The organism is Fodinibius sp. GM108, assembly GCF_058386985.1.
Genome location: NZ_JBYEIR010000007.1, coordinates 21,781 through 44,309 on the forward strand (window position 1 = coordinate 21,781; position 22,529 = coordinate 44,309).

The window sequence follows — 22,529 nt, forward strand, 5'->3', positions numbered from 1 at the left end:
CCTTTTAACAGCTTTTATTAATATAGCATTTAATTGGTAGATATGTCAAGTTTTTTACGTCTTTTACTTGACATAATTGAATGCTATAGTTTAAATGTTTTTAAAGAGAGGGGCCCAGGTGAGGAGGTTAAGGCGAAAGTCACTTGGTTTTTATTTAGTGAAGATATCAAGTGCTAATTCTTCAACTTCTTCATTTGTTAGTAGGTTTGCATCGCTACCTATTAAATCCTGGTACTTAAACATTGTTGAACTCTTATTTGCAGTGATAAAATACTCTAATGAGTTACGAGCAATAATTTCAGGGATTGAATCCCCTGGATTAAAATCATCTCCTCCCAATAAAAGTTTATTAGGAGATAGGGGAAGTAGTATTGCTTTTAGTTCAACAGTTTTATCTATAAAAGTTGTATATCCTTTTTCACCAGCTAACTTAAATAATACCGGAGCATCTCCTTGAATTAAATCCCCATTTTCGAACTCGATTATGCGATAATTAAAATCTTTATAGATGTCTCTCCTTACTTTCGGGGCAATCGTCTTCTTTAAAACATCTATATGACCTGATTTAACAAGAGATTTTATTTTTTGTTTTGAAAGCTCGGCACTCATTTTCTTCGCAATTTCGGGCAGAAATGGTCTGATCTTATCTATCATCTTTTCAAGATTTGAAGAATACATTTTCAAGAGGAATCCAGCATTCTCCCTATCATACCCGGTATCTTGAACTAAACGATCAACTAATTCTTTATAGATGTATGAGCCAGAGTTAACAGCCTGTCTCTTTGCATACTTTAAAAATAAATCTTCATCTGTTATAAACTCATTAAGCTGCCTGACCAACATCTCAGACATTTTTTGAAAGTTTAATCGAAGATGTCTGGTCCTAATTTCAATATGTGCAATAAGCTCAGGTATTAAAGAATCTGTAACGGTAGTAGGTGATTCCTTCCTAAGAAAATGTAATAACTCTCCAAACTCCGACTCAGCATCGGTGATTATATCATCCGCAGTAGAATCATACCCTAAAGTATAAAAGTCACCTTCTACACCAATATTCTTAATATTGGGATTAAATGGCTCTCCTTCTTTCCTAAATACCCAAGTATAAATTTCTTCACCCTCAGTATGACTTGCGAAACCTTTTTGAAGAAACTGAGGAATGAAATGTTGCCGGCTGCCAGACATGTATACTTTAAATTTTTTCTGGAAGATCAGGTTCAACTTCAATACCTGCCATTAAAAGTATTATCTGCTGATAAAATTTGACCAGTACTCTTAAATCATAAAAAGTATCTGTAATATTATCGTCATCATATACATCATCTTCTTTTACTAACCAGTCTGGATGGGCATTACGATGCCTCATATTTTCAAATGACTTTATAACTTGTTTTCGTACATCTCTCCATTCCGAACCATCGGCATAATCTGGAACAAGATTATTTGTTAAATAATTAGGTACATACAAATCGTCATCTGAAGGAACCTTATATAATGTACGTAGTATAGCTTCTAAGATCGTTGATGTAAGTAGTTCTTGACCGGCAAGCGTTTTTTGTTGTTCTGCTTCTATAAGTTGTGCTAGTATTCTACGAGCAACATAAGATTCTGGATGTTTATTCTTGTCAAGGTACCCCATTGTAAAAAACTTGGATATCTCCCAAACATCGTGGCTATTGAAAAATTGGAAGCTTTTTAAACCTTGGTAAATCGGCATATTCTTGATATCTGATAGCCTCTTTGTAACCATTACATTACTACTCTTGCCATTCATTTCAGATTTCAGCCGTTTTGCTTCCACACCCAATAAAAAGGAAATAGCATGTCGAAAACCACAGGGGAAATTTAACGCGAAACGTTGAGGATATTTATCCTTCTTGAAACCAAACTTCAAATGCAGATATTCATCCTCTTCAAGCCAGCCTAGTATGTATTCATTTTCGGTTTTATATTGGATTCCTTTGCGATGCCAGCCTTTTCGAAAATCCTTATCTCCAATTTTTTCTTGTTTATGGATAGTTTCAGGGAAATTATAATTTTGTTGTTTAAGCCTATATATACCGTTACCAAAGTAATAGCTACTATCTTCCTGAAAATTCTCCTTAAAAAAGACTAATTGGGGTGTTCTAAATGAAAGGGTCCCGGTCGTCGAAATATCAAAACGTTCTCCCAAGTATGCTGCAGGCACTATAGCTTTATTTAAGCCAATATCATTTATTGAATCACCGAAATAAAGATGAATATTTTGTCTATCACTCTTCTTTATAACTGAAGAAGATCCAAAGGTTTGGACTTTAGGTTGTTCATATTCATCACTCTCAACAAATAATTTTATATCAAATCCTCTCTCCTTACTCCATTTCATGAACCCATGACCATCAAACAAAGCATCACCATAGGTAAACTTAGCACGTTTTATTACATACTCTCTATCTTCAAAATATTTCACTGCACTTCTTTGCTAACTTTAGTTTTTCTTGTTAAATAAAATTATCTGTTCCAAGGTGAGTATTTCTATAATCGATATTCATCTTATACAACAATAGGCGCTCTGCTATAGCTCTCATTATTCTCTCTTGTTTTAAGGCTAAGTCAAAATCTTTTTCAAAGGTATCAAAGCCGCTATGTATATATCTGTCTCTTAAATCTGTAAAAATAAATTTTTCATCATTATCTGACTCGATTTTATCCATTACTTCTTCTTTTACTAAATCATCAATAGGGATATTTAATTTTTTACAAGTTCTTAATATCTGTTGGCTTGGATTTCTCCCTCCCATTCCAAAACTATTCCTCAAAAAATCTAAAATAGAATGCCATCTTATAAAACTGTCATCAAATGTTTGGGCTAAATTAGCTATCTGAAAGCTTTTAATTAATTTTAGTATTTCATTCCTCTTATGTGAACTTCTTTTTTCAAACTTTTTTAAAGCTAAAGTCAAAAAAGAATGTAACTGTGCCATAGGTGTATTGACTCTAAAACCCCCTTCAACGGGTAAATAGATCTTTTTATATTTGTCTTTAAACTTTATATATGATGTTTTTTCTGTACCAGAAATGGTATAACGACTATGGCTCCAGTCGTATCTATTTCTTTCAGATAAACTTAAAAGAGCTAATATCTCCTCAGCTTTTTTTTCAAAGGCTTTAATACTGTTATGAGCCTCACACATATCAGAGATATTTCTCTTCCATGACATAACAGATTGTTTTAACAGCAATTGTCCCGAAAAATATTCTGTATGTTCTGAGGTTTTACGAGATTCTTTAAACTCAAATTGATCGCTAATACTTATCTCCCCTATTTTTGTCTCTAATTTCAGAACTTTTTTCTCTAACTCTACTAAATTTCTATCCTCCTCAAGTATATTACCATGAAAAAAACCATAACCACCATGGATTATCTTATTTCTCTTGTTATTGGTTGTAGGTGTAAGAGGAAAGTTAATACGAGCTGATAATCTCTTTACTTCCTCTTTATTATCAAAGTTTCTGGTTTTAATGAATTTCTTTACTGGCATTTTTATATAACCTTCAATACCACCAAAATAAGAGGATGACAAGGCCGGTCTTAAGTAAAATTGATAATTTATGTCTCCGAAATAATTACTGACAATTTTAAGTTTTGATTTTTTATTCGACCTTGATGAATTCACAACACTATTTAAAACTTGTGGTCCCTCAAATATTTCCACCTCCATTTCATTCGTTAAATAAGGATTCCATCGAAAGACAAACCTGCATTCTCCCAATTTTTTATCTTCTTTATAAAGTATTCCCTGATATCTTTCATTTTTATCCCAGTAGTGGATCATAATATTTAGAAAATTATTTTCAAATACTCTCTTCCACAATCTCAATTTCCTCCTCACTCAATCCATAAAGCTCATACACAAGCTGGTCTATTTCCTCTTCCAGCTCGCTGGTGTCGGCTTCAGGATTTTCTTCTTTGGCAGTGAGAATTTGATTCGCTTTCTCAGCAATATTTTTTTGGATAGAATTATTCGCTAATGGTATCGGTAACTTTCTAAGTTCTGTAAGGGTTGTTTGGCGGAAGTCGTCTTTTGTGGCAATTGAAGATGTATTTATATATAAGTATGAAATAAATTTACTTGCCATTATGCCTAAAACATATTTAGGATTTAACCGCGAGTCTTTTATTACAAAAGGATTAATATCTTTTTTGAATACTAACTTTTCTTCTGTGTAACCTACATCTAATCTATTACTTCTATTAACAATCCTCCGGATCATTAACTTTGGTTCAGCCTCATAAAACCTTTTTAAGTTTTCTTTGTCTTCTAAAGAAGTGTAAGTAATTTCATTACTTATTAGTTGATAGTTGTAAGCTTGGCCGTCTTCTAAATAAGGATAGTCCGTTGGATTCTCCTTTTTTTCAGTTCTATCAAATCGACTTCCTGATAAGCCTTGGGTCGAAATTGTAATATCACCCAGTTTTACAAAATCCTCCCCTTCTGTTCTCGATAAAATTCGAGCTACAGTTGGATTAAAAATAACTTTATAACTTGGAGAGGATACGAGAGAAGAGCCTATATCATTAAAATCGATTTCTTCTAATGAATCAATTTTAGCTTTCTTATTAAAGATGTGGATTTTGTATCCCTTGTCATCCACGGATTTATTTTGAAAGTGAAATATCCCTGTTTCTACATAAGCATCTTCAAATACATCAAAAGGTAGATTTATAATCTTCTTGATATTGTAATTTTTGAAAAGCTGTTTTCTTAGCTTTTTATAATTACTTCCTGTTTCCCAAGTAATTGGAGAGATAAATATTATTTCAGCTTGCCTTCTCCCAATTTCAAAACCTTTTAGGAAGAAAAGAACTGATGATTCAAATTTTCTTTCAACAGGATCAAATTCATTTTTATAATATTCTCTGGTTTGTTTTGGAGTATCTTCTAAAGAAATATATGGTGGATTTGCTACGATTACATCAAAGCCAGCAAAATGCCCATCCTCATCCAATACTTCAGGAAACTCAAACCGCCATTCAAAAGCCTGGTCATAAAAAGTGGCATTTTCAAGCTCTTTTAACTCTTTTTCCAGCTTATCAATCTTTTTCTTAGTCTTATCAATCTTTTTCTGCTCCTTTTTGCTCTTCTTTTCGCCCTCAAAAAGGTCCAGCTTGGCTTCTTCCTTAATTAGAATTTCACGCTGCTTTTTTAGTTCCTGTCGGACGGGGTGCAGTTCTTTTAGTCCCACCGAAAAGCTCTCCTTAATAGAATTAATCTGCTTTTTCAGTGCCCGCTTGTCCTCGCGGTCGCCGGTTTCCTTATAGCTTCGGACGGTCTGTTTGTATTCCTCAATTGTCAGATCTTCGTTGTTAGACAGAATCTGGGAAAGATTGGCATCCAGATCGAAACGGCTTACTAGTGAGTTACCCTGTTTGATGTTAATATCAATATTGGGCAGCACTTCGAGTTGTTGAAAGTCCGTACTTTCCTTGTAATAGGCGTGCTTAAGTAGCTCAATCCACAGGCGCAGCCGGCAAATATTGACCGAGTTTGGATTGATATCCACCCCAAACAGGCAGTTTTCAATGAGGATATTCTTTTCCCGGAACAGTGCTTTCTGAAGGCGCTGGGTGTCGGGGCCGACCGTACGCTCAATGGTGCCATTTTCTTTCCACTCCGAATGCACACGGTATTCGAAAAACGGATCTTGTCCCACCGAGATGCTGAGCTCATCATTGTCCACGCTGATCTCCACATCCCGAATGCGGTGGTTATCCTCATCCACAAAGATGCGGAGATCACTTTTAATGGCTATCAGCTCATTCAGAGCCGAAACCAAAAAGTGTCCGGATCCCACGGCCGGATCACAGATAGTGATATTATTTACAATCTCGTTGGCCTTATCGTATGGGATTTCATGGCGGGATATCTTGGCGGCAACATCATCAATGGACTTGCAGTCCCAGTTCTCATAGGTGTCATTAAATTTTTGTACAACCGCCCGACGGATAGTCTCCCGACACATGTATTCGGTGATATATCCGGGTGTAAAAAACGATCCATCTTTATAACCATTAATCTTTTCAAAGATACGTCCCAGTACTGAGGCGTTTATAAGCGTCTTGGCTTCTTTCTGGACTTCCGCCGTTCCTTCGGCATTAAAGTTATAGGCATCCAGGAAGCGAAGCAGGTATTCCAGGGCAGAGAGGGATTCACCTTTCAAGCGCTCACCGTCCCGGTTGCGGATTTTACTGCGATTGTACACCGGCATCTGGAGTCCATCCTCCAGTTCCGAAATACGAATAGTATCTTGCTCGATATCAGCCACATCAAACAGGGAGCTGTTCAGATAGGGGATATGTCCAAAATGCTTGTTGATGCGCTCGGAGCGATCCTCCACAGGGACGGCCAATACCTGGAAGAAGAGCTTGTTCAGTCCGTCGTACTCTTTAATGTCGCGATGGTTTAAAAACCGAAACCGATCATCTTCCCGATGATATTTAAAAAGTTGGGATTCCAGTAACTTCAAGAAGAGGATGCGGTTGATCCAGGTGATCAGCAGCTGGATGGCCACATTGAACAGTTGTTCGTCTTCATCTTCGCCAAACTCCGATCTGTTGGGAAGCCGCGAAATCACGTTCAGGCTTTTAAGCTGGGTAATGGTGTTTTCAATCAGGGAGGCATGCTGGCGGTTTTCCTCATCAAGCCGGGTAATATAGTGAGTGCCTTTCTCCTTGTATTCCTTCAGGCCTATGATATAGAGCAGCTCACGGTAAAAGGCTTTGTTGAGCTCATTGCTGTCGCTGGCAAACGGTTGTTTGAGCAGGTGCGTAGGCGTAAAAAGCTTAAAGACTGGTACCAACTTTTTCTGCTCGTCTCGGCTTAGCTCGTCCTTTTCCAGCAGTTTTCGGTAACTGCTCAGATCTAATTCGGCTGCCTTAATGCTCCCGTCTAGCTCTTCCACAAATTCCGAGAGATGATCATAGACAAACTGCGTGCGGGAACTCACTTTTTGCCCCTGTTTCCACTCTTCATACCAGCCGGTTAGTTTCTTCGACTCGTAGAAATGGCGCTCAAAATCCTGGGCATCGAAGACATACCAGTGATAGACATCGGTAATAATGATATGTTTGATATCTTCGTTGCCGTTATCGATGCGTTCCCGAAGATAGTAGAGGATGGATTCATGAAATGCCTTGCGGTTCAGGTCATCCCCGGTAATCATCTCCGAGCTGTTGGACGGCCGCTTGGCTTCAATGATGACTCCCACGTTCGACTTTCGGGTTTTGCCGTTGTGGATGGCCAGATCCTGCCGCTCCTTGGTGTTGATATAGTGATCTTCCTCAAAATTGGTATTACTAAAGAATGGCTTGATCAGATTTTTCAGATGTTCTTCGGATTCGCCTTCCTCTACGGCATCATCAGCTTGATTCAATAACTTTAACAGCCGCTGCCGAAATGTTTCGAATTCCGTTTCTGTAATCGACTCTTGTAGAAAAGCGTTGTCAACGGCTTTTCGTGCGGTAATCGTCTCTATCTGCATCTGTAGTAATTAAGAAACCAACTTTATATTTGCCCTCATTCTAAGGACTGCAGTCCGAACAAGCAAAAATAGAAGAAGACTGGAATTCAATAGGAGTTAAAGCTTGTGAGAATATTGATAGCTAATAATTCAGGTCAGTCGCATGTTGAGTTTCTTGAACAGAGCTTTGAGAAAACTGATCAATTTGCCAGATGGAAATCTCTTTTCATGTAGACCATACTTATGCCAAAGAGCTATAATATCTTGTGCATCACTGCTGAATTGCTCAACCGGTACCCCTCCGCCTGAGGATCTGCAAGCTTTACTAGATAAACAGATATCGATATCGTTATAGTCAACTGTAATTCGTACACAAACAGCTCCTGAATTATTAAGGCTTTGATGGTATGATTGCAGGATCCACTTTGTAGTTATGTTTGGTGTGCTACGCTTATTTCCTCCGAAATCGATCGTAATCATAATATCGTAATCATAATGATGTCTCTTTTAGTTAGTCATTGCTTATTTCGATACATAAGCCTACTAACCGACAACGTTATGTCACCCCATTGCATTAGAAATTGTTAATGATATTTATAGACTACTGGCTGCTCCTTTCTTATGCTCTTTTTTGAACTGTATTTTAAAGCAATCCTTTTCATTTTCTTTGTAATAATCAAGTGTAGCTTCTAATTGCTGGATAAGAACTTCTATTAGAGTGGCAGGTAAAAATTGGCTTGCATCAATTAATTGTTCTTTTAATTCCTGATCAAGACCTTGAATATCTAACTCAGTTGTAACTTTATTTTTATTATCAATAACTATCGATAATTTTATTTCCTTGCAGGAGCCACCCTCGTTAGTGGTCAGCCGGGATAATATTTCGTTAATGATTAAGCCCAGAGGTACGGCTTGATTAATATTCAGATTTAATTCTTCACATTTGATATCAAAGCTAGGATATCCTTTTTCCTCTTCTTCATTGAGGAGAATATCTCGCAGTCGACCAAGGAAACGATCAAAGGGAATGTTTTTAAGGCTTTGTTGCTGAAAAAGGACTTCATGAATTTCAGCAATGGTAAAAATTCTGTTGCGTGTAGTTTTAAGCGGAAGGGCATGAAAACTTTGTTGGTACTCTTGCATCTCCAGCTCGATTAAACCTGTAATCAGAGCAAGGTTATTTTTAACACGATGATGCAGTTCACTCAACAGAACCTGTTTTTCCTGATTAGACTTTTCTAGTTTTTTTCTTGTTTTAACTTGTTTTGACACATCTATGGCTTCAACAAATATCCCCGTGCTGTTTCCATTTCCATCTGTTATAGGCTTATAAATAAAATTGCGATAAAAAGTAATTTCCTCACCATCGTGTTTGACCACAAAAGGAACTTCATTCCCTTTGTGGATTTTACCCGTGCTATAAACTTTGTCTAATAAATCAAAAAAACCCTGTTCCTGTAGCTCTGGGAGTGCCTCTTTAGCTGTCTTTCCTATAAGTTTCCTTTTACCCACTAACTTATAGTATTCTCTATTTGCATAGGTATACCTATGATTAGGTCCTTCTAGTATACAGATAGCAGAGGGAGCTTCTAATAGGATATCTTCTAACTGCTCCTTTTCTTGTTCTGTTTGTTGTCGGTTGCTTTTTTCCTTTTCCAGTAGTTCTCTAATTCGCTCTCGTCTGGCCCTAATTTTGACAGCATCCCGACGAATAAAAAAGTATAGTACAAAGGTGGTAACCAGAACAAACGCCCATCCTTTATAGGTTTGCAAAGAAAGTAATATCGCTGGCTCTTCAACCAAATTATTTATTAAGCGATCACTGTAAAAAATCCATGCAAAAGAGATCAGGAAATATATAATAGCAATTTTTATCTCGTATTTATCGAAAGTAAATAGTTTTTTCATAAAATTGAGGATTTTCACCGATTATTGGCTTTTTTAATATGTAATAATCACAGGAATAAAAAGGATCATCTAGGTTAAAATACTTAAAAAGAAGTATTTACTAATCTCACCGGTAAGCTCTTCATCCCAATCTGCTTGGCAACAAAATAGGTCGAATTCCCATCTATAATATCAAAAAGACCTTTCTCTTTTGCATTTGGCCTAACAGAAATAGGATTTCGCCGGGGTAGTACTCCCTGATAAGCCTGACGCATTTTAGTAAACCCGTTAGCGATACCTTTCGGGCGTTTCCTCGTAGGCCGAAGCCAGCTGGTAGGTATAATGGCCGTAGCTTCATTCATATCAAAGAAACGATCTAGGCGGTTGGGGTTCAGGCAAAACATACGCCGGTAGTTGGCAAGGTATGTCCCAACTTGTTCCATATCGATCCAACCGGTGAGAATCACATCTACTTCCTCATCATTTGTATAGCTGATCTGCAGTAACTGGTCTGTTTTATCTACAGAGAGATGCAGTTTGTTGAAATTATGATACTGCGAATTGATCATATCTACTTGTTTCTGCAAAAGATCAACTTCTGCAGATGGAAGTGCTATTTTGGTTATCGTATTAGCCATTCTATCTACACTCATTACAGGTTTTCGGCCTGGGGATTATCCCTAATTAGCCTAATGATGTCGTCCACTTCGGATTTTTTGCAAAGCTTAATAGCCTTACGGCCGTTTTTTATGTTTCGGCCATAGCTTCGGACTGTCAACAGATCGCGATATCCGCATCGATAGAACGAGGTGCGGGAAATACGGCCCAGTTGCTCGCACATATAACTGATCGCTTCTCCAATCGTCATGAAGTTCTCGCTTTGGGAGGAATCGTTTGGGACTGAAGAGAGCGGGGTTTCAGAATTTTCAAAATTAGACATAACCTTTCTTATTTTCTTAGATGCCATAGTTAAGTGTAGTAAAAACCGATAGTTAGCCGCCTAAGAAATCACCAAAGATTCATCTTAGATGTCTTAGGTCAATCTTAGCGTTCTTAGGCGTTTCTTAGGTGATTTCTTAGATATATTATTATTAACTAACTTATTATTTATTATATACTTACAGGGTGTTGTTTTGGTGGAGAAATGAGGATCTAAGAAAATAAGACACTTTTTTTAGATTCTTAGATAATCTCAATTTTACCGGAAATCTGCTAAAATGGTGGTTCGATTTTTGAACCACCTGTAACAATGTGCTCGTCGATTTGTTGGGATTGTCGGCTTATCATGATCGCTGCTTCTTCTCGTTTGCCAAAAGCCCGGAGCCAGGATGGTGTTAAGTTCGTTCTGGGGATATGATAGCCGTGGCGGTTTTCTTGGACGGTTCCTTTTACGGGATCCTCATAGCTGTAATAATTGGTTTTTGCCTTTCCGTGAAGGTCCAAGGCTTCTATTTCCTCCCGGATAATATCCTGGCTGATATACTCGCGTCCTTTATTGTAATTGGTGTAGGCGTCCCAGATACCACTCCAATACATAACGAGTCCATCCTTTTTATTCCATCCGTAGTAGCGTTTGGGGAGCTCCCCGTTATCATTCATAATCTCAATGCTGGCCAAGAACTGTTGCAGGGGCGTTTGGTGGACCTCCTTTTCTGCTGAATTCGCTAAAAAGGTCACTCCATAGCGGAATATTTCTGTGGAGATGCGATTGTCCCGGAGCAGTTGCTGCATCTCCTGCCGATCTTCCGCACTTATCGTTTGTTTGTTGTCTTCCTCCAAGGACTGTTGGACGAATTCCGCAAATTCTACATCACTGGGCCGGCAAACAAATAGATCTACGGTAATAAGAGCCGCCATATTTTCGATTTGACGATCCTTAATTTGAAAACGAACCCCTTCCTGGTCACTTCGCCGTTCCAGTTCCTGTTCCACGGCTTCGGTAAGCAGGCGTTTGGTCCAGAGTAGCTCACCTTTGAACAGCTCGCGATTGAAATCATTAAACTTGTAGAGCAGAGACAGAAAAAGTCGCTGCAATTCCTTTTTATGATTGTCAAACCACCACAAATTGTGAACAGAGCCCCGTTTATCTTTGGCGTATTCAATCATAATGCACCGGGAGCGGAAGTGGTCTTCGGTCGGTTTATAGTTTGATATAAACATCAGTTGCGAGCGTACCGGGCTCCAAGCGTTTTTAGATCGATCATGGGAGGCACTTACCCCACGTTGTCTCAACTCGTACCACATGTTAAACACCTGTGGCGTGATCTTGCCTTTGCCGGGAACAAACTCATCCATGATCACCGGAATCTTGCTGTGGTTGGCCAACTTGTTTTCGGCGGACTTAAGGGTAGGGTTGGAATCCACGTCCGTAAACGACTGTCCAAAGAAGTTGAGCATGATCTGCGAGAGTTGCCCTTTCCCCGTCGAAGGCTCTCCATACAGATACAGGAAGACCACATGTTTAAATACATCGTAGATCTCATCAAAAAACAGAAAGGAGAGCATATAGGAGAAAATAAGGTAGCCCTCGGCTTTCTTCTCGGGCTGTTGCCCGGCGATAAGTTCTCCGAATCTGTCGCGGACGGTGTCGGTAAAATACCGGAGCTCGTTGCCGGTGAGAAGCTGGTGTTCCTCGTCGCTGTAAAATCCATCCTTGGCTGGGGACAGGTCTAACAGTGGCGAAGGTTCAATACGTCCGGGTTTTACGTAAAAGGTAGTGTCGGCAGCTACCATGGGGAATAGTCCAGATTCCCGGTCAGGAGCGATGATATACTGGGGCTGGTGCAGATGATCGTCGGGAATGGTGACTAAAGCATTGCGCGTCAGATAGAACTTGTAGCCGTGATGCTCTACAAACCCGTAGTAATTGAATTCATACACCGTTTGCGGCTGCCACCGGTTGCATAGGAAGCTCATAAAGAACAGGATTTCATCATCGGACTTAAATCGAGCCGACTGATAGGAATGCTTAAAGATCTGAATCTGAAATGCTTTCTTGGACAACAGGTCTTCCGGCTCCAGAACAAAGAGTTCGCTTTGGGTCAGGGTTCGGGTTTCCGGGGTAAGCCAGCTCACCTGGCATTCATAAAGCGTGGAATCCCACTTAAGAGTTTCGGGATTATAGCGAATGATTTTTGAGTGGATTTCAATATCGAAGGTGCCGATCCGGCGACTGGTGCCATCGGTTTCATTGCGATACCAGCCAAAATCCAGGGGATCGGAGCTGTCCACATATTCAAACGGTTCTTTTTGAGTGTCGGATACAGCAGATGGCCCGTAGTCATCGGATTGTTGCCGGTTGTTTGGTGATAGTAGTTTTAGAGACCCGTCCTGTTTTTTGCTGCTCATTTAATTTTCGTTCAGATATTAAAATTTTGTGTTCGCTCACATGGTTGAGCTCGTAGAGGTTGTCGCCGTATCCATAAATTACCCAGAGGTCAAAACCTTCAACCAGTTGGGTTTCGATCATGCGGACGATTTCCCTGCGCGGCCTTCCTTCGCCGTCAATAAATTCAATGGGATCACCAAGACTATAGCGGGTACGTATTTTGGCCATAGGTAATGCGGTAGGTTAGAGGATTAGTCGAATTCCTTTGGCTTTGCAAAGAGCATCGATGGGGAGGTTAAACTCACGGTTTATCCGATGGCTAAGTGTTTGCTCGGAAATCCCTAATGCTTGTTCCATTTTGCACAAGCGGTGATCTGAAATGTAGTAGGGCTTCTTGAACCACTGCCGAAAAGTGTTGAGCTTTACGTTCGGGTAAAGAGCAACTCGAAATTCATTAAAGGTATCATACTGATCGATTATCTCACCTTTGATGATACTTAGCCGCAGCCGATTTATATCATATTTTGTTATAGCTGGATGCACTGAAAAATTATCTTTTTAATAAAGTTGGTTAGTAGTATTATATGCTCGACATAGGTAAACTATACCGTTACCACAGAGGCTAATTTACTGATGTGATAACAACGAAACAATAAAATTATGTCGTGATCACAACTTTATTTTGAGAAGAGAGGATGTAAGTACGGCTAAATCAACTACTTAAGGAAAGGACAAGGAAAGTGAAAAATATTGAAGAAGATATTCTCCAGGAAAATATTCAGGATTTACTAGATAAATATTTTGATGGAAATGTATCGGAAATGCAGCGTCAAACCGGAGCTAACCGGTCGGTAATATCTGAACTGAAAAATGGAACCAAAAGCGAGGTAAACAGCTCTACGTTACGACATTTTGCCGAAGCTGGTATTAATCTAAACTGGCTTTTGACCGGCGAAGGTCCACATTTTGTGATTGGTAATGAAGAGGAGCTAAAAACTGAGCTGGAGCAAAAGCAGTTGCTTGAAAATAGAATGGCGGAAATAAAGGAATTGGTCTCAGATATTGATCAGCAGTTAGAGGAGCATCCGGATCTTAAACTGGATCCGGATGTTTTGAAAGCATTACTTGACCTGTTGAAAAGGGCTATCAAGTAGAGAAGGAATTAATTATTGGGGGTGAATAATCGTTGTATAACCTTACGTTCAAAGTACTTACGACGAGCACCCACCCTAAAACTGGGGATATAGTTTTTATCATTTGGTAATAAATTACTACGGTTTAAAATCGTTCGTTGAGCAATGCCGAACTCGTTCTGGATATCCTGAGCCGTCATGTACTTTGACTTATCTGGTTTTGCGTTCATCGAGCTTAATACAAAGTCTAATTTCGCTTCCAACGTAGCGATTGTCTCAAGTAGGGAGTCTTTGGGATTTTGTTCTTTCATAAATCATTTTTGCTGCATTATATTTTTTGAACGCAAAAAAGAAATGACTTTTCCGATTAAAAAGCACCTTTTTTAATCAACATTTTTTGATAAAATAACTTCTCAATAGATTGCTGAATGCATATTTATGCCACTCAACGACTTAGCTATCTAGCTTAGTAATAAGACCATTATTACTGGCTGTATTTAGCAAGTCATTAGCGACCAGATGTACATATTTATTCGTGACATCTAAGCTTTTATGCCCAAGCATATTCTTTACTTCAATGACATTAAAACCATTTCGAAGTAGAAAGGTAGCACATGAATGACGCAGACTATGAAAATGAATGGTGTTTTTCAGCTTAGATTTTTTGACATAGAATTTGAATCGTCTGGAGACAGTTCCACCCGTTAATGCAATTTCTCGTTTGGAATTTGACTTGGGACTCGGAAATACCAATCCTGATTTTGGATGTCCTATAAATTTATGCCAAGCTTTTAATCGCCAGTAAAGCGTGTCGAAAATGGGAACGGTACGTTCACTTCCATTTTTTGTATCTGTAACTCTTATAAATCGGTTGTCCAGATTAACATGCTCCCATCGAAGTTGTATAATTTCTTTTCTTCGTAATCCGGTATAAAAGGCAAGGGTAACTAAGGGTTTAAACCAGTGCTGCATTTGTGCTGATGATTGTATAGCACCATTACTTCTGTGCTTTTGTTGGTGATCACGAAACTTTTTAAAGATGAGTTTTAAATCAGCCTCTTCAATGATTTTATCAACTAAATTATCCCGTTTTTTAGGTAACTTAACATCATCACATGGATTACTTTCTAAAATTTCCCGGTCGATAGCCCAGTTGAAGAAAATTTTAAGATGTGTTAGGTAATTTCTTTTTGAAGCATTAGATAGTTTTTCTCTTAAACAGAAACTCTTGATATCAGTAGTATTAATTTTAGTAACAGGCATCGACTGGCCAACATGTTCCTTAAACTGATTTAAAACCTGTTTATACCCAGCCTTTGTTTTTGCAGTTACATTAGTCTTAGATTTCAGAAATTGTTTCGTTAACTGGTTAAGGATTGGGCTGGTATAGGCTGTGCCTTCCAACTCTTTCTTTTTTTCATATTCTTGCAGATTCCAATCGTCATCAAAAGGATTAATTTCTCCAGCCTCATAAAGCCTTTCGTATTCTAGTTTCTTTTGAAGAGCTATATTCTTGTATTTCGTACCTAGGGCATAAGCTTTTTTTATTAGTTTTCCATCTATCCGAGTGGCAAATACGATGGAGTAGTAGTTGTTACGCTTTTTTAAACTGGCCATTTTCCCAATTTTTAAATGGTTAATAGTGGTGGGTACATGTACCCACATATGTACCCACAGTTTAGGAAATAATGTCTTATTTAGGAAAAGTTTTCACGAAAATGTGTTAGAAGATAGGCTGCTTATAAACAAAAAACCCCACTTAAACTTAATTAAGTGGGGTTTTTAGTGTCTTTTGAAGGAGTACGCCTGAGAGGATTCGAACCCCTAACCTCCTGATCCGTAATCAGGTGCTCTATCCAGTTGAGCTACAGGCGCATCTGAAATGAAATGCTTCTTTCAATAAGAGGCCAAAGATAGCCCTATATTTATTCCATTTCAACTATTTTGTACTACTAAAATTTATGTCAGCAGAGTTTTTTGTAACCCTTTTTTCATCCTCAACGTAAGAAATTGGGGACATTATTTTTATTTGCTATATATTTAAAGATGCAACTCTAACTGAACAAGAAAATCACTATGAGATACACATTGCTAATGATACTGTGTGCCGGATTGCTGCTATCGGCTTGTTCGACTACCGATTCGGTTGTCGACAAACAGCAAGACGAGGCACCGGAGGCTACAGAAAATAACTACGAGGAGCTGATCAAAGATGCCGACAAGTACGAGGGGTACTTCGATCTCTATCAGAAAGAAGACAACCTGTATCTGTCGGTACCGGCAGAGCGGCTGAACGAGCAATTTCTGATGAATTTTGAGCTTGCCCGCGGAATTGGCTCGGCAGGTCTCTACGGCGGAAGCATGCTCAATATATTTGAAGGGCTGCTGGTTTCACTCGAAAAACATGAAGGGAAGGTGAAGCTGATTCAGCATCCGCACCGTTATACGGCGGATGAAAATAGTGCCACATACAATGCACTGGATCTTTCGTACGGAACTTCGGTGCTCGAAACGGCGGATGTCGAAGCTTTTAACGTCGACAGTACGCGCATGCTGATAAACGTGTACGACTGGTTTGTCGGTGACCTGTCGAATATTTCGGAGCGCGTGGGATATGCCGTTTCAAGTAACGGAACTCCGGGCCGGGTACAGTTCGACAAGGAGCGCTCGCACCTCGAGAAGATTCAGGCTTTCCCTGATAACGTAAATATTCAGGCCAAGCTGACCTTCAACAATTCGGAGCGGAGTGCTCCCCGAACAGTGGCCGATAAACGATACATCCCACTCTCACTATTCTATACGATGGTGAAACTCCCGGAAGAGCCGATGAAGCCGCGCATAGCTGACGACCGCACGGGGTACTTCATGACGGTACACAAAGATTTTTCCAATGAGGAAGACAACTTTTTTAAACGATATGTGAATCGCTGGCGCCTGGAGTGTAAGGATGAAGTTCCTGAAGGAGAACTCTGCACTCCCAAAAAACCGATTACCTATTATATTGATCGCACGGTTCCGGAACATTATCGGGATGCGATGATAGAGGGTGTCGAGGCGTGGTCGGATGCCTTTGAGGATGCCGGATTTGAAGACGCGGTTCAGGCAGAATTACTTCCCGAAGATGCCATGGCTGAAGATATTCGCTACCCGACGCTGCGCTGGAATACTTCCGACCAGCCGGGATACGGTGCCATCGGTCCGTCGGTAGTAGATCCTAGAACGGGCGAAATTCTCGATGCCGATATCCTTTTCGAGGCCAGCATGCTGCTTGGTGATAAAAATGAATACCGGCATATGGTGGAGCCGCGCAGTGCCATTGATGAAATTTTTAATGTCAGTGATGAGGAGTTAGCGCTGATGAGCCAGGGCGGCAAAACCGAATCGTTCTATAATGAGATGAATGCCCAGTTCGATCTGGTTCACAGCCTGATGCTGGCAGAAGGAAAAATTGCTCCGGGTGAACCCGTGCCCCAGGAATTTGTGGATCAGGCGCTCAAATGGGTGACCATGCATGAAGTAGGGCACACGCTCGGACTTCGGCACAACTTCCGTTCATCCGTAGATACGCCGCTGGATAAACTTTACGACGAGGAGTGGACCCGCAAAAACGGCGTATTCAGTTCAGCAATGGAGTATCCTTCGGTGAACGTACATCCCGATTCGAAATCAAAAGACGCCTACTATTATAATCCGGGCGTCGGTTCGTACGACCGCTGGGTGATCTCCTACGGATACACGCCGGATGAAGAGAAGGCGAAAGAGATTGCTCGTCAGGCTGCCCAGGCGGGACACGCTTACGGTACGGATGAAGACGCCCGCGGCGCGGGTGCCGTGGATCCGCATGTAAATGTGTACGACCTGGGATCCGATCCGCTGGCATGGGGACAGGAGCGAGCTAAACTTTTGAACGGCCTTATCCCGCAGGTAGTAGATATCAAGCTGGCGGATAATGAGCCTTATTATAAGGCGACGGATCTGTTTCAGAGCTACCTGTATCAGTATGCTCGCACATTGACACCGGCCGTTAAATATATTGGCGGACAGCATCAGTATCGCGATCACGTAGGCGACCCCGACGGACGCATGCCTTTTGAGCCGGTTAGTTACGACAAGCAGAAGCAGGCGCTGGATATGATTGTAGAGCTGGCCTTTGAAGAGGATGCGATCGAGCTGCCGCAGGATGTGTTCCAGAAGATGGGCGCCGACCGCTGGAGCCACTGGGGTAACAGCAACAGCTACAGCGGACGTGTTGACTACCCGCTGCACGGTACAATGCTTGGTATCCAGAGCGCGCTGCTGGACCAGCTGCTCGATCCCGTGCGATTGTCCCGCATCCGTGATATCGAAGTAAAATTCGGTGCTGAAAATACGGTAACGATTCCCGATCTGATGAACGCACTTACGGAAGCTGTCTGGTCGGAAGTGCTTTCTTCTCCGGGTCAAAATATTGACAGTAATCGTCGTGATCTGCAGCGTGATTATCTGAATCGGCTGACAAAGCTTGTGACGAATGCACCGGATGAGACTCCGGCCGATGCCCGATCGGTAGCCCGTCAAGAGCTGAAGGATCTGCACAGCCAGCTGGATGCCCGACTTTCACCGCCAACGTATGACTTTGACGAGTATACGAGAGCTCATCTCGAAGAATCGAAGTCCAGAATTGATGCGGCGCTCGAGGCAGGACTGAGTATTGAGAATTAATATTTAGCTTACTTTCATCAAAAGGAGTCCACTTCGAAGTGGACTCCTTTTTTTACTCAGAAGGCTTTCGGGCAGCATGACATAGGTGGTTTCCATCTTGTTCCGTCCGATCTTCCGCGGTGGAACTTCCCATAGACACCCTGCGTCTGGATTGGCAAGAACTTAAATGCTATCAGAACCTTTTTTGACAGCCTCCATTATTTTGATGGTTCTGTAATGATTTTTTCGGGATTGGATCACAATATATGTTTAATTATTTTTTATAAAAATTGAACAAGTCAATGGACTCATTTACCATATCCCAAGTCGCCGAGTTTACCGGTGTTAAGCCTCATACTATCCGTATGTGGGAGAAAAGGTATAATGTAGTCGAACCAGATCGGTCGGAGGGGAACACCCGCTATTATAACAATTCACAACTTCGCCGACTGCTGAATATCGCAAGTCTTAAAGATACCGGTTATAAGGTTTCGGAATTATGTGTCATGTCGGATGATAAGTTGTTCCGATTAATCGATAAACAAGAAGATATTCCGGTCAATGAACAGGAGGCATATTTCGTAAGACAGCTGATATCGGCAGGAATGGGTTATGATGTATCTCATTTTGATAAAACATTTTCTCACTGTGTGCTCCGGTACGGACTGAAGGAAACCTATACTCAGGTTATATATCCTGTCTTATTGCGGCTCGGATTAATGTGGACCAGCAACCAGTTGCCGCCGGCCCACGAACATTTTATCAGTAACTTAATTCGTCAGAAATTATTTACAGCAATTGATTCACTGCCGCCGCCAGCAACTGGATCGAATACCTGGTTGTTGTTTCTTCCGGAAGATGAGTATCATGAAATCGGTTTGTTGTTTGCTCATTATCTCATTCGTTATTCGGGACAAAAAGTTGTTTACCTTGGTGGTAATGTGCCGTTGCAATCAGTTGAAACTGCTGTTAAAGATACCAAACCCGCTAATCTGCTTTTATTTTTAGTGCACAACTATCTTCCGGAGAGTGCTGAGGCCTATCTGGACCAATTAGGTGAACTCATTGGTACCCCCAAAGTATATATTTCCGGGAAACAGGAGCTGATTGATCAATTAGAGGACCGGAAATGGATTAATTGGTTGAAATCAGCAAAAGATTTGGAACTATTGCTGTAATTATTTGTTTAAGTATTGGTGATAAATATTTAAACAATGTGTATATGTCTTCTATATCAGTAATAGGTGCCGGTTTTGCCGGTTTAAGTGCTGCCGCTTATTTATCAGCTGAAGGCCATGAAGTAACGGTATATGAAAAGAATGCCACGGCAGGTGGCCGCGCCCGGCAGTTAAAATCAGAGGGCTATGTTTTTGATATGGGACCCAGCTGGTACTGGATGCCCGATATTTTCGAGCAATTCTTCAACGATTTCGGATACAGCCCTTCAGACTTTTATGAGCTGAAACTGCTCGATCCCTCTTTTGATATGGTTTTTGATGATGATCACATTAAAGTACCATCGGATTTCCATGATTTGTGTAAGTTATTTGATTCCATTGAAAAAGGAAGTTCGGTGAAGTTGAGAGAGTTTATGCGTGAAGCCGAATACAAATACAAAAAAGGAATGAAGGAAATGGCTTATAAGCCCGGACTCTCCATTTCTGAGTTTGTAGATGCAGGTTTATTAAAAAAAGCTTTACGCATGGATATGTTTTCCTCGTTCAGCAAGCATGTTCGCGATTATTTTTCTGATCCCAAATTAATAGCCCTGATGGAGTTTCCGGTCCTGTTTTTGGGCGGTATGCCCCAGGAAACTCCGGCTTTGTATAGCTTGATGAATTATGCCGGTTTAAAGCTCGGAACGTGGTATCCCAAAGGGGGGTTTAAGAAAGTAGTGGAAGGTGTTATGAAAGTAGCTGAAGAGAGAGGTGCAATATTTGAGTTTAACGCTGGTGTGGACAGCATTATGGTAGAGGATCAAGAAGTGAAAGGACTTATTGTCAATGGGGAGAAGAAGAAGTCTGATGCTGTAGTTGCTACCGCCGATTACCATCATGTTGAGAGTCAGCTGCTTCCCGATTCATATCGTAATTACGATGAAGATTACTGGGAAAAAAAGACTTTTGCTCCATCCAGTCTGATTTTTTATCTGGGAATTTCGAAAAAAATAACGTCCCTGCAGCATCACACGTTGTTTTTTGAAGCGGATTTGCTTCAGCATTCCAGGGAAATTTATCAAGATGCGCAATGGCCCTCGAACCCTCTCTTTTATGTATGCTGTCCTTCAGGTACGGACGATACTGTTTCTCCTGAAGGACATGAGAATTTATTTCTTCTGATGCCCATTGCTCCCGGATTAGAAGATGATGAGGCTATCCGTGAAAATTATTTTCAGATTATGATAAGTCGTCTGGAAAAACACATTGGGGCATCCATTACTCAACATATCGATTTTAAACAAAGCTATTGCGTCAGTGATTTTATCCATGATTACCATTCGTATAAAGGCAATGCCTACGGCCTCGCGAATACGTTAAAGCAAACGGCAATAATGAAACCTAAAATCAGAAATAAAAAAATCGATAACCTCTTATATGCAGGACAACTTACCGTACCCGGACCCGGTGTACCGCCGGCGCTGATCTCCGGTAAAATCGCTTCGAAACAGTTGCTAAAATTTTTAAGGAGCAGAGAGCATGAAGCAGCTATTTGATAATTTGTCGTGGAACGTTAGTAAAAAAGTAACCCGGACTTATAGCACAAGTTTTTCTCTGGGAATTTACTTTTTACATGATCGTCTGAGAGATCATATCTACTCGATCTACGGGTTTGTACGACTGGCTGATGAAATTGTGGACAGTTTTGAGGGATATGACAAAAAATATTTGCTTACAAAGTTTAAAGAAGAAACATATGAGGCTATTGAAAGTGGCATATCAACGAACCCGATATTAAATGCTTTCCAGCAGACCGTTCATCGCTTCAATATCGAGCAGGATTTGATTGAAGCTTTCTTTCAAAGTATGGAAATGGATCTGGAAAAGATTAATTACTCTTCCAAACAATATCAGAAATATATATTTGGATCTGCGGAAGTAGTAGGGTTGATGTGTCTGTATGTTTTTACTGAAGGTGATCAAAAGAAATATGAAGAACTTAAGCCATATGCCATGAAGCTGGGGGCGGCTTTTCAGAAAGTGAACTTTTTGAGAGACTTAAGAGAGGATTATCATATTTTGGGAAGGGTATATTTCCCCAATGTGGATCTGACAAACTTCAGTGATCACTCAAAAAGACAGATCGAAGAAGAAATTGAAGATGATTTTGATATAGCATTGCAAGGTATCCGTCATCTTCCGGCCTCATCAAGAGGGGGCGTTTATCTCGCTTATGTGACTTACCGGTCTCTATTTAGGAAGATAAAGAAACTGCCGGCCAGCCAAATTATGAATGAGCGGGTAAGAATCAACAATGGGAAAAAGTTTGGACTGATGCTCAATAGCTTTTTGCAATATAAACTAAATTGGATATGAAGAAAGCCATGCTGGTTTGCTTACTGCTCTTTTGCGGTACAAGTTGTTATGCACAAAACGATTTTATGAATAAGGTGAGGACTCTTTATCAGAAAGCAGCAACGGAGAAAGAAGCCTGTAAGAATCTTAACAAACTGATAGGATCTGAGGATACTACAGGGAATCCACTTTTGTTAGGTTATAAAGGAAGTGCAACCATGATGATGGCGAAACATGTTGCCAATCCTTTTGCTAAGTTATCCTATTTCGAAAATGGTAAGAATATGCTTGAAAAAGCTATTGAGGCTGACAGTGTAAATGTGGAATTGCGCTTTTTAAGATATGCGGCCCAGACTAATGCTCCATCTTTTTTAGGATATAATGACCACATTTCAGCCGACAAGGATTTTTTACTACAATCCGGTGATTCAGCCGATGACACCCTTAAAGAATTGATCAGTTCACAGTTGAAAACAAAATAAACGGATT

The 22,529-nt window shown here is 40.3% G+C and carries 18 protein-coding genes and 1 tRNA gene; 6 read left to right on the forward strand and 13 right to left on the reverse strand.

From position 1 onward, the window contains the following. Window positions 1-150 precede the first annotated feature (150 nt). From ACT3ID_RS13465 to ACT3ID_RS13510, 10 genes are all read right to left on the reverse strand, one after another. A complete protein-coding gene (locus tag ACT3ID_RS13465) occupies window positions 151-1,185 on the reverse strand; it encodes a DUF4238 domain-containing protein (RefSeq protein WP_491542573.1) in 1,035 nt (344 codons plus the stop codon). Between the two features lie 7 nt (window positions 1,186-1,192). Beyond that, a complete protein-coding gene (locus ACT3ID_RS13470; protein ID WP_491542574.1) occupies window positions 1,193-2,449 on the reverse strand; it encodes a hypothetical protein in 1,257 nt (418 codons plus the stop codon). Between the two features lie 31 nt (window positions 2,450-2,480). Next, window positions 2,481-3,815: a hypothetical protein gene (locus ACT3ID_RS13475; RefSeq protein ID WP_491542575.1), complete on the reverse strand. Its 1,335-nt coding sequence runs from the start codon at window positions 3,813-3,815 to the stop codon at window positions 2,481-2,483. Window positions 3,816-3,834: 19 nt separating this feature from the next. Next, complete coding sequence (locus tag ACT3ID_RS13480) at window positions 3,835-7,521, reverse strand: type IIG restriction enzyme/methyltransferase (RefSeq protein ID WP_491542576.1); 3,687 nt, start codon at window positions 7,519-7,521, stop codon at window positions 3,835-3,837. A gap of 573 nt (window positions 7,522-8,094) precedes the next feature. Then, window positions 8,095-9,408, reverse strand: a complete 1,314-nt coding sequence (locus ACT3ID_RS13485) for a sensor histidine kinase (protein ID WP_491542577.1) — start codon at window positions 9,406-9,408, stop codon at window positions 8,095-8,097. Window positions 9,409-9,491: 83 nt separating this feature from the next. Next, a complete protein-coding gene (locus ACT3ID_RS13490; protein WP_491542578.1) occupies window positions 9,492-10,025 on the reverse strand; it encodes a hypothetical protein in 534 nt (177 codons plus the stop codon). A gap of 14 nt (window positions 10,026-10,039) precedes the next feature. After that, the gene (locus tag ACT3ID_RS13495) at window positions 10,040-10,327 is read right to left on the reverse strand and encodes a hypothetical protein (RefSeq protein WP_491542579.1); all 288 of its coding nucleotides are present in this window, start codon (window positions 10,325-10,327) and stop codon (window positions 10,040-10,042) included. Window positions 10,328-10,599: 272 nt separating this feature from the next. After that, the gene (locus tag ACT3ID_RS13500) at window positions 10,600-12,735 is read right to left on the reverse strand and encodes a hypothetical protein (RefSeq protein WP_491542580.1); all 2,136 of its coding nucleotides are present in this window, start codon (window positions 12,733-12,735) and stop codon (window positions 10,600-10,602) included. Then, window positions 12,668-12,943 carry a hypothetical protein gene (locus ACT3ID_RS13505; protein ID WP_491542581.1) on the reverse strand — a complete coding sequence of 92 codons (276 nt, stop codon included), beginning with the start codon at window positions 12,941-12,943 and terminating at the stop codon, window positions 12,668-12,670. Before ACT3ID_RS13505 ends, ACT3ID_RS13500 begins: the two co-directional genes overlap by 68 nt. 15 nt (window positions 12,944-12,958) lie before the next feature. Then, window positions 12,959-13,258, reverse strand: coding sequence for a hypothetical protein (locus ACT3ID_RS13510; RefSeq protein ID WP_491542582.1), 300 nt, complete (start codon window positions 13,256-13,258; stop codon window positions 12,959-12,961). Window positions 13,259-13,455: 197 nt separating this feature from the next. Between ACT3ID_RS13510 and ACT3ID_RS13515 the strand changes: the two genes are divergently transcribed. Next, window positions 13,456-13,869: a helix-turn-helix domain-containing protein gene (locus tag ACT3ID_RS13515; RefSeq protein ID WP_491542583.1), complete on the forward strand. Its 414-nt coding sequence runs from the start codon at window positions 13,456-13,458 to the stop codon at window positions 13,867-13,869. 8 nt (window positions 13,870-13,877) lie between these two features. Here ACT3ID_RS13515 and ACT3ID_RS13520 read toward each other — a convergent pair whose 3' ends face one another. The 3 genes from ACT3ID_RS13520 to ACT3ID_RS13530 all read right to left on the reverse strand — a co-directional run bounded on the left by ACT3ID_RS13520 (window position 13,878) and on the right by ACT3ID_RS13530 (window position 15,723). Beyond that, complete coding sequence (locus ACT3ID_RS13520) at window positions 13,878-14,159, reverse strand: hypothetical protein (RefSeq protein WP_491542584.1); 282 nt, start codon at window positions 14,157-14,159, stop codon at window positions 13,878-13,880. Window positions 14,160-14,301: 142 nt separating this feature from the next. After that, window positions 14,302-15,465: a tyrosine-type recombinase/integrase gene (locus ACT3ID_RS13525; protein ID WP_491542585.1), complete on the reverse strand. Its 1,164-nt coding sequence runs from the start codon at window positions 15,463-15,465 to the stop codon at window positions 14,302-14,304. Between the two features lie 184 nt (window positions 15,466-15,649). After that, window positions 15,650-15,723 (reverse strand) — tRNA-Arg (locus ACT3ID_RS13530). 201 nt (window positions 15,724-15,924) lie between these two features. Between ACT3ID_RS13530 and ACT3ID_RS13535 the strand changes: the two genes are divergently transcribed. The 5 genes from ACT3ID_RS13535 to ACT3ID_RS13555 all read left to right on the forward strand — a co-directional run bounded on the left by ACT3ID_RS13535 (window position 15,925) and on the right by ACT3ID_RS13555 (window position 22,522). Next, window positions 15,925-18,549 carry a zinc-dependent metalloprotease gene (locus ACT3ID_RS13535; RefSeq protein WP_491542586.1) on the forward strand — a complete coding sequence of 875 codons (2,625 nt, stop codon included), beginning with the start codon at window positions 15,925-15,927 and terminating at the stop codon, window positions 18,547-18,549. A gap of 281 nt (window positions 18,550-18,830) precedes the next feature. Beyond that, complete coding sequence (locus ACT3ID_RS13540) at window positions 18,831-19,706, forward strand: MerR family transcriptional regulator (RefSeq protein ID WP_491542587.1); 876 nt, start codon at window positions 18,831-18,833, stop codon at window positions 19,704-19,706. A 44-nt stretch (window positions 19,707-19,750) separates the two neighbouring features. Then, window positions 19,751-21,241, forward strand: a complete 1,491-nt coding sequence (crtID, locus tag ACT3ID_RS13545) for a bifunctional phytoene desaturase/3,4-desaturase (protein WP_491542588.1) — start codon at window positions 19,751-19,753, stop codon at window positions 21,239-21,241. Further along, the gene (locus tag ACT3ID_RS13550) at window positions 21,225-22,061 is read left to right on the forward strand and encodes a phytoene/squalene synthase family protein (RefSeq protein ID WP_491542589.1); all 837 of its coding nucleotides are present in this window, start codon (window positions 21,225-21,227) and stop codon (window positions 22,059-22,061) included. The genes crtID and ACT3ID_RS13550 overlap by 17 nt, the downstream gene beginning before the upstream one ends. Beyond that, the gene (locus tag ACT3ID_RS13555) at window positions 22,058-22,522 is read left to right on the forward strand and encodes a hypothetical protein (RefSeq protein WP_491542590.1); all 465 of its coding nucleotides are present in this window, start codon (window positions 22,058-22,060) and stop codon (window positions 22,520-22,522) included. Before ACT3ID_RS13550 ends, ACT3ID_RS13555 begins: the two co-directional genes overlap by 4 nt. Window positions 22,523-22,529: the final 7 nt, after the last annotated feature.

What these genes read in the sequence shown, in the direction of transcription:
- ACT3ID_RS13465 (WP_491542573.1), bottom strand. Translation starts at nt 1,185, where the DNA reads ATGTCTGGCAGCCGGCAACATTTCATTCCTCAGTTTCTTCAAAAAGGT.
- ACT3ID_RS13535 (WP_491542586.1), top strand. Translation starts at nt 15,925, where the DNA reads ATGAGATACACATTGCTAATGATACTGTGTGCCGGATTGCTGCTATCG.
- ACT3ID_RS13495 (WP_491542579.1), bottom strand. Translation starts at nt 10,327, where the DNA reads ATGTCTAATTTTGAAAATTCTGAAACCCCGCTCTCTTCAGTCCCAAAC.
- ACT3ID_RS13505 (WP_491542581.1), bottom strand. Translation starts at nt 12,943, where the DNA reads ATGGCCAAAATACGTACCCGCTATAGTCTTGGTGATCCCATTGAATTT.
- ACT3ID_RS13550 (WP_491542589.1), top strand. Translation starts at nt 21,225, where the DNA reads ATGAAGCAGCTATTTGATAATTTGTCGTGGAACGTTAGTAAAAAAGTA.
- ACT3ID_RS13480 (WP_491542576.1), bottom strand. Translation starts at nt 7,521, where the DNA reads ATGCAGATAGAGACGATTACCGCACGAAAAGCCGTTGACAACGCTTTT.
- ACT3ID_RS13520 (WP_491542584.1), bottom strand. Translation starts at nt 14,159, where the DNA reads ATGAAAGAACAAAATCCCAAAGACTCCCTACTTGAGACAATCGCTACG.
- ACT3ID_RS13485 (WP_491542577.1), bottom strand. Translation starts at nt 9,408, where the DNA reads ATGAAAAAACTATTTACTTTCGATAAATACGAGATAAAAATTGCTATT.
- ACT3ID_RS13490 (WP_491542578.1), bottom strand. Translation starts at nt 10,025, where the DNA reads ATGGCTAATACGATAACCAAAATAGCACTTCCATCTGCAGAAGTTGAT.
- crtID (WP_491542588.1), top strand. Translation starts at nt 19,751, where the DNA reads ATGTCTTCTATATCAGTAATAGGTGCCGGTTTTGCCGGTTTAAGTGCT.
- ACT3ID_RS13475 (WP_491542575.1), bottom strand. Translation starts at nt 3,815, where the DNA reads ATGATCCACTACTGGGATAAAAATGAAAGATATCAGGGAATACTTTAT.
- ACT3ID_RS13500 (WP_491542580.1), bottom strand. Translation starts at nt 12,735, where the DNA reads ATGAGCAGCAAAAAACAGGACGGGTCTCTAAAACTACTATCACCAAAC.
- ACT3ID_RS13540 (WP_491542587.1), top strand. Translation starts at nt 18,831, where the DNA reads ATGGACTCATTTACCATATCCCAAGTCGCCGAGTTTACCGGTGTTAAG.
- ACT3ID_RS13555 (WP_491542590.1), top strand. Translation starts at nt 22,058, where the DNA reads ATGAAGAAAGCCATGCTGGTTTGCTTACTGCTCTTTTGCGGTACAAGT.
- ACT3ID_RS13525 (WP_491542585.1), bottom strand. Translation starts at nt 15,465, where the DNA reads ATGGCCAGTTTAAAAAAGCGTAACAACTACTACTCCATCGTATTTGCC.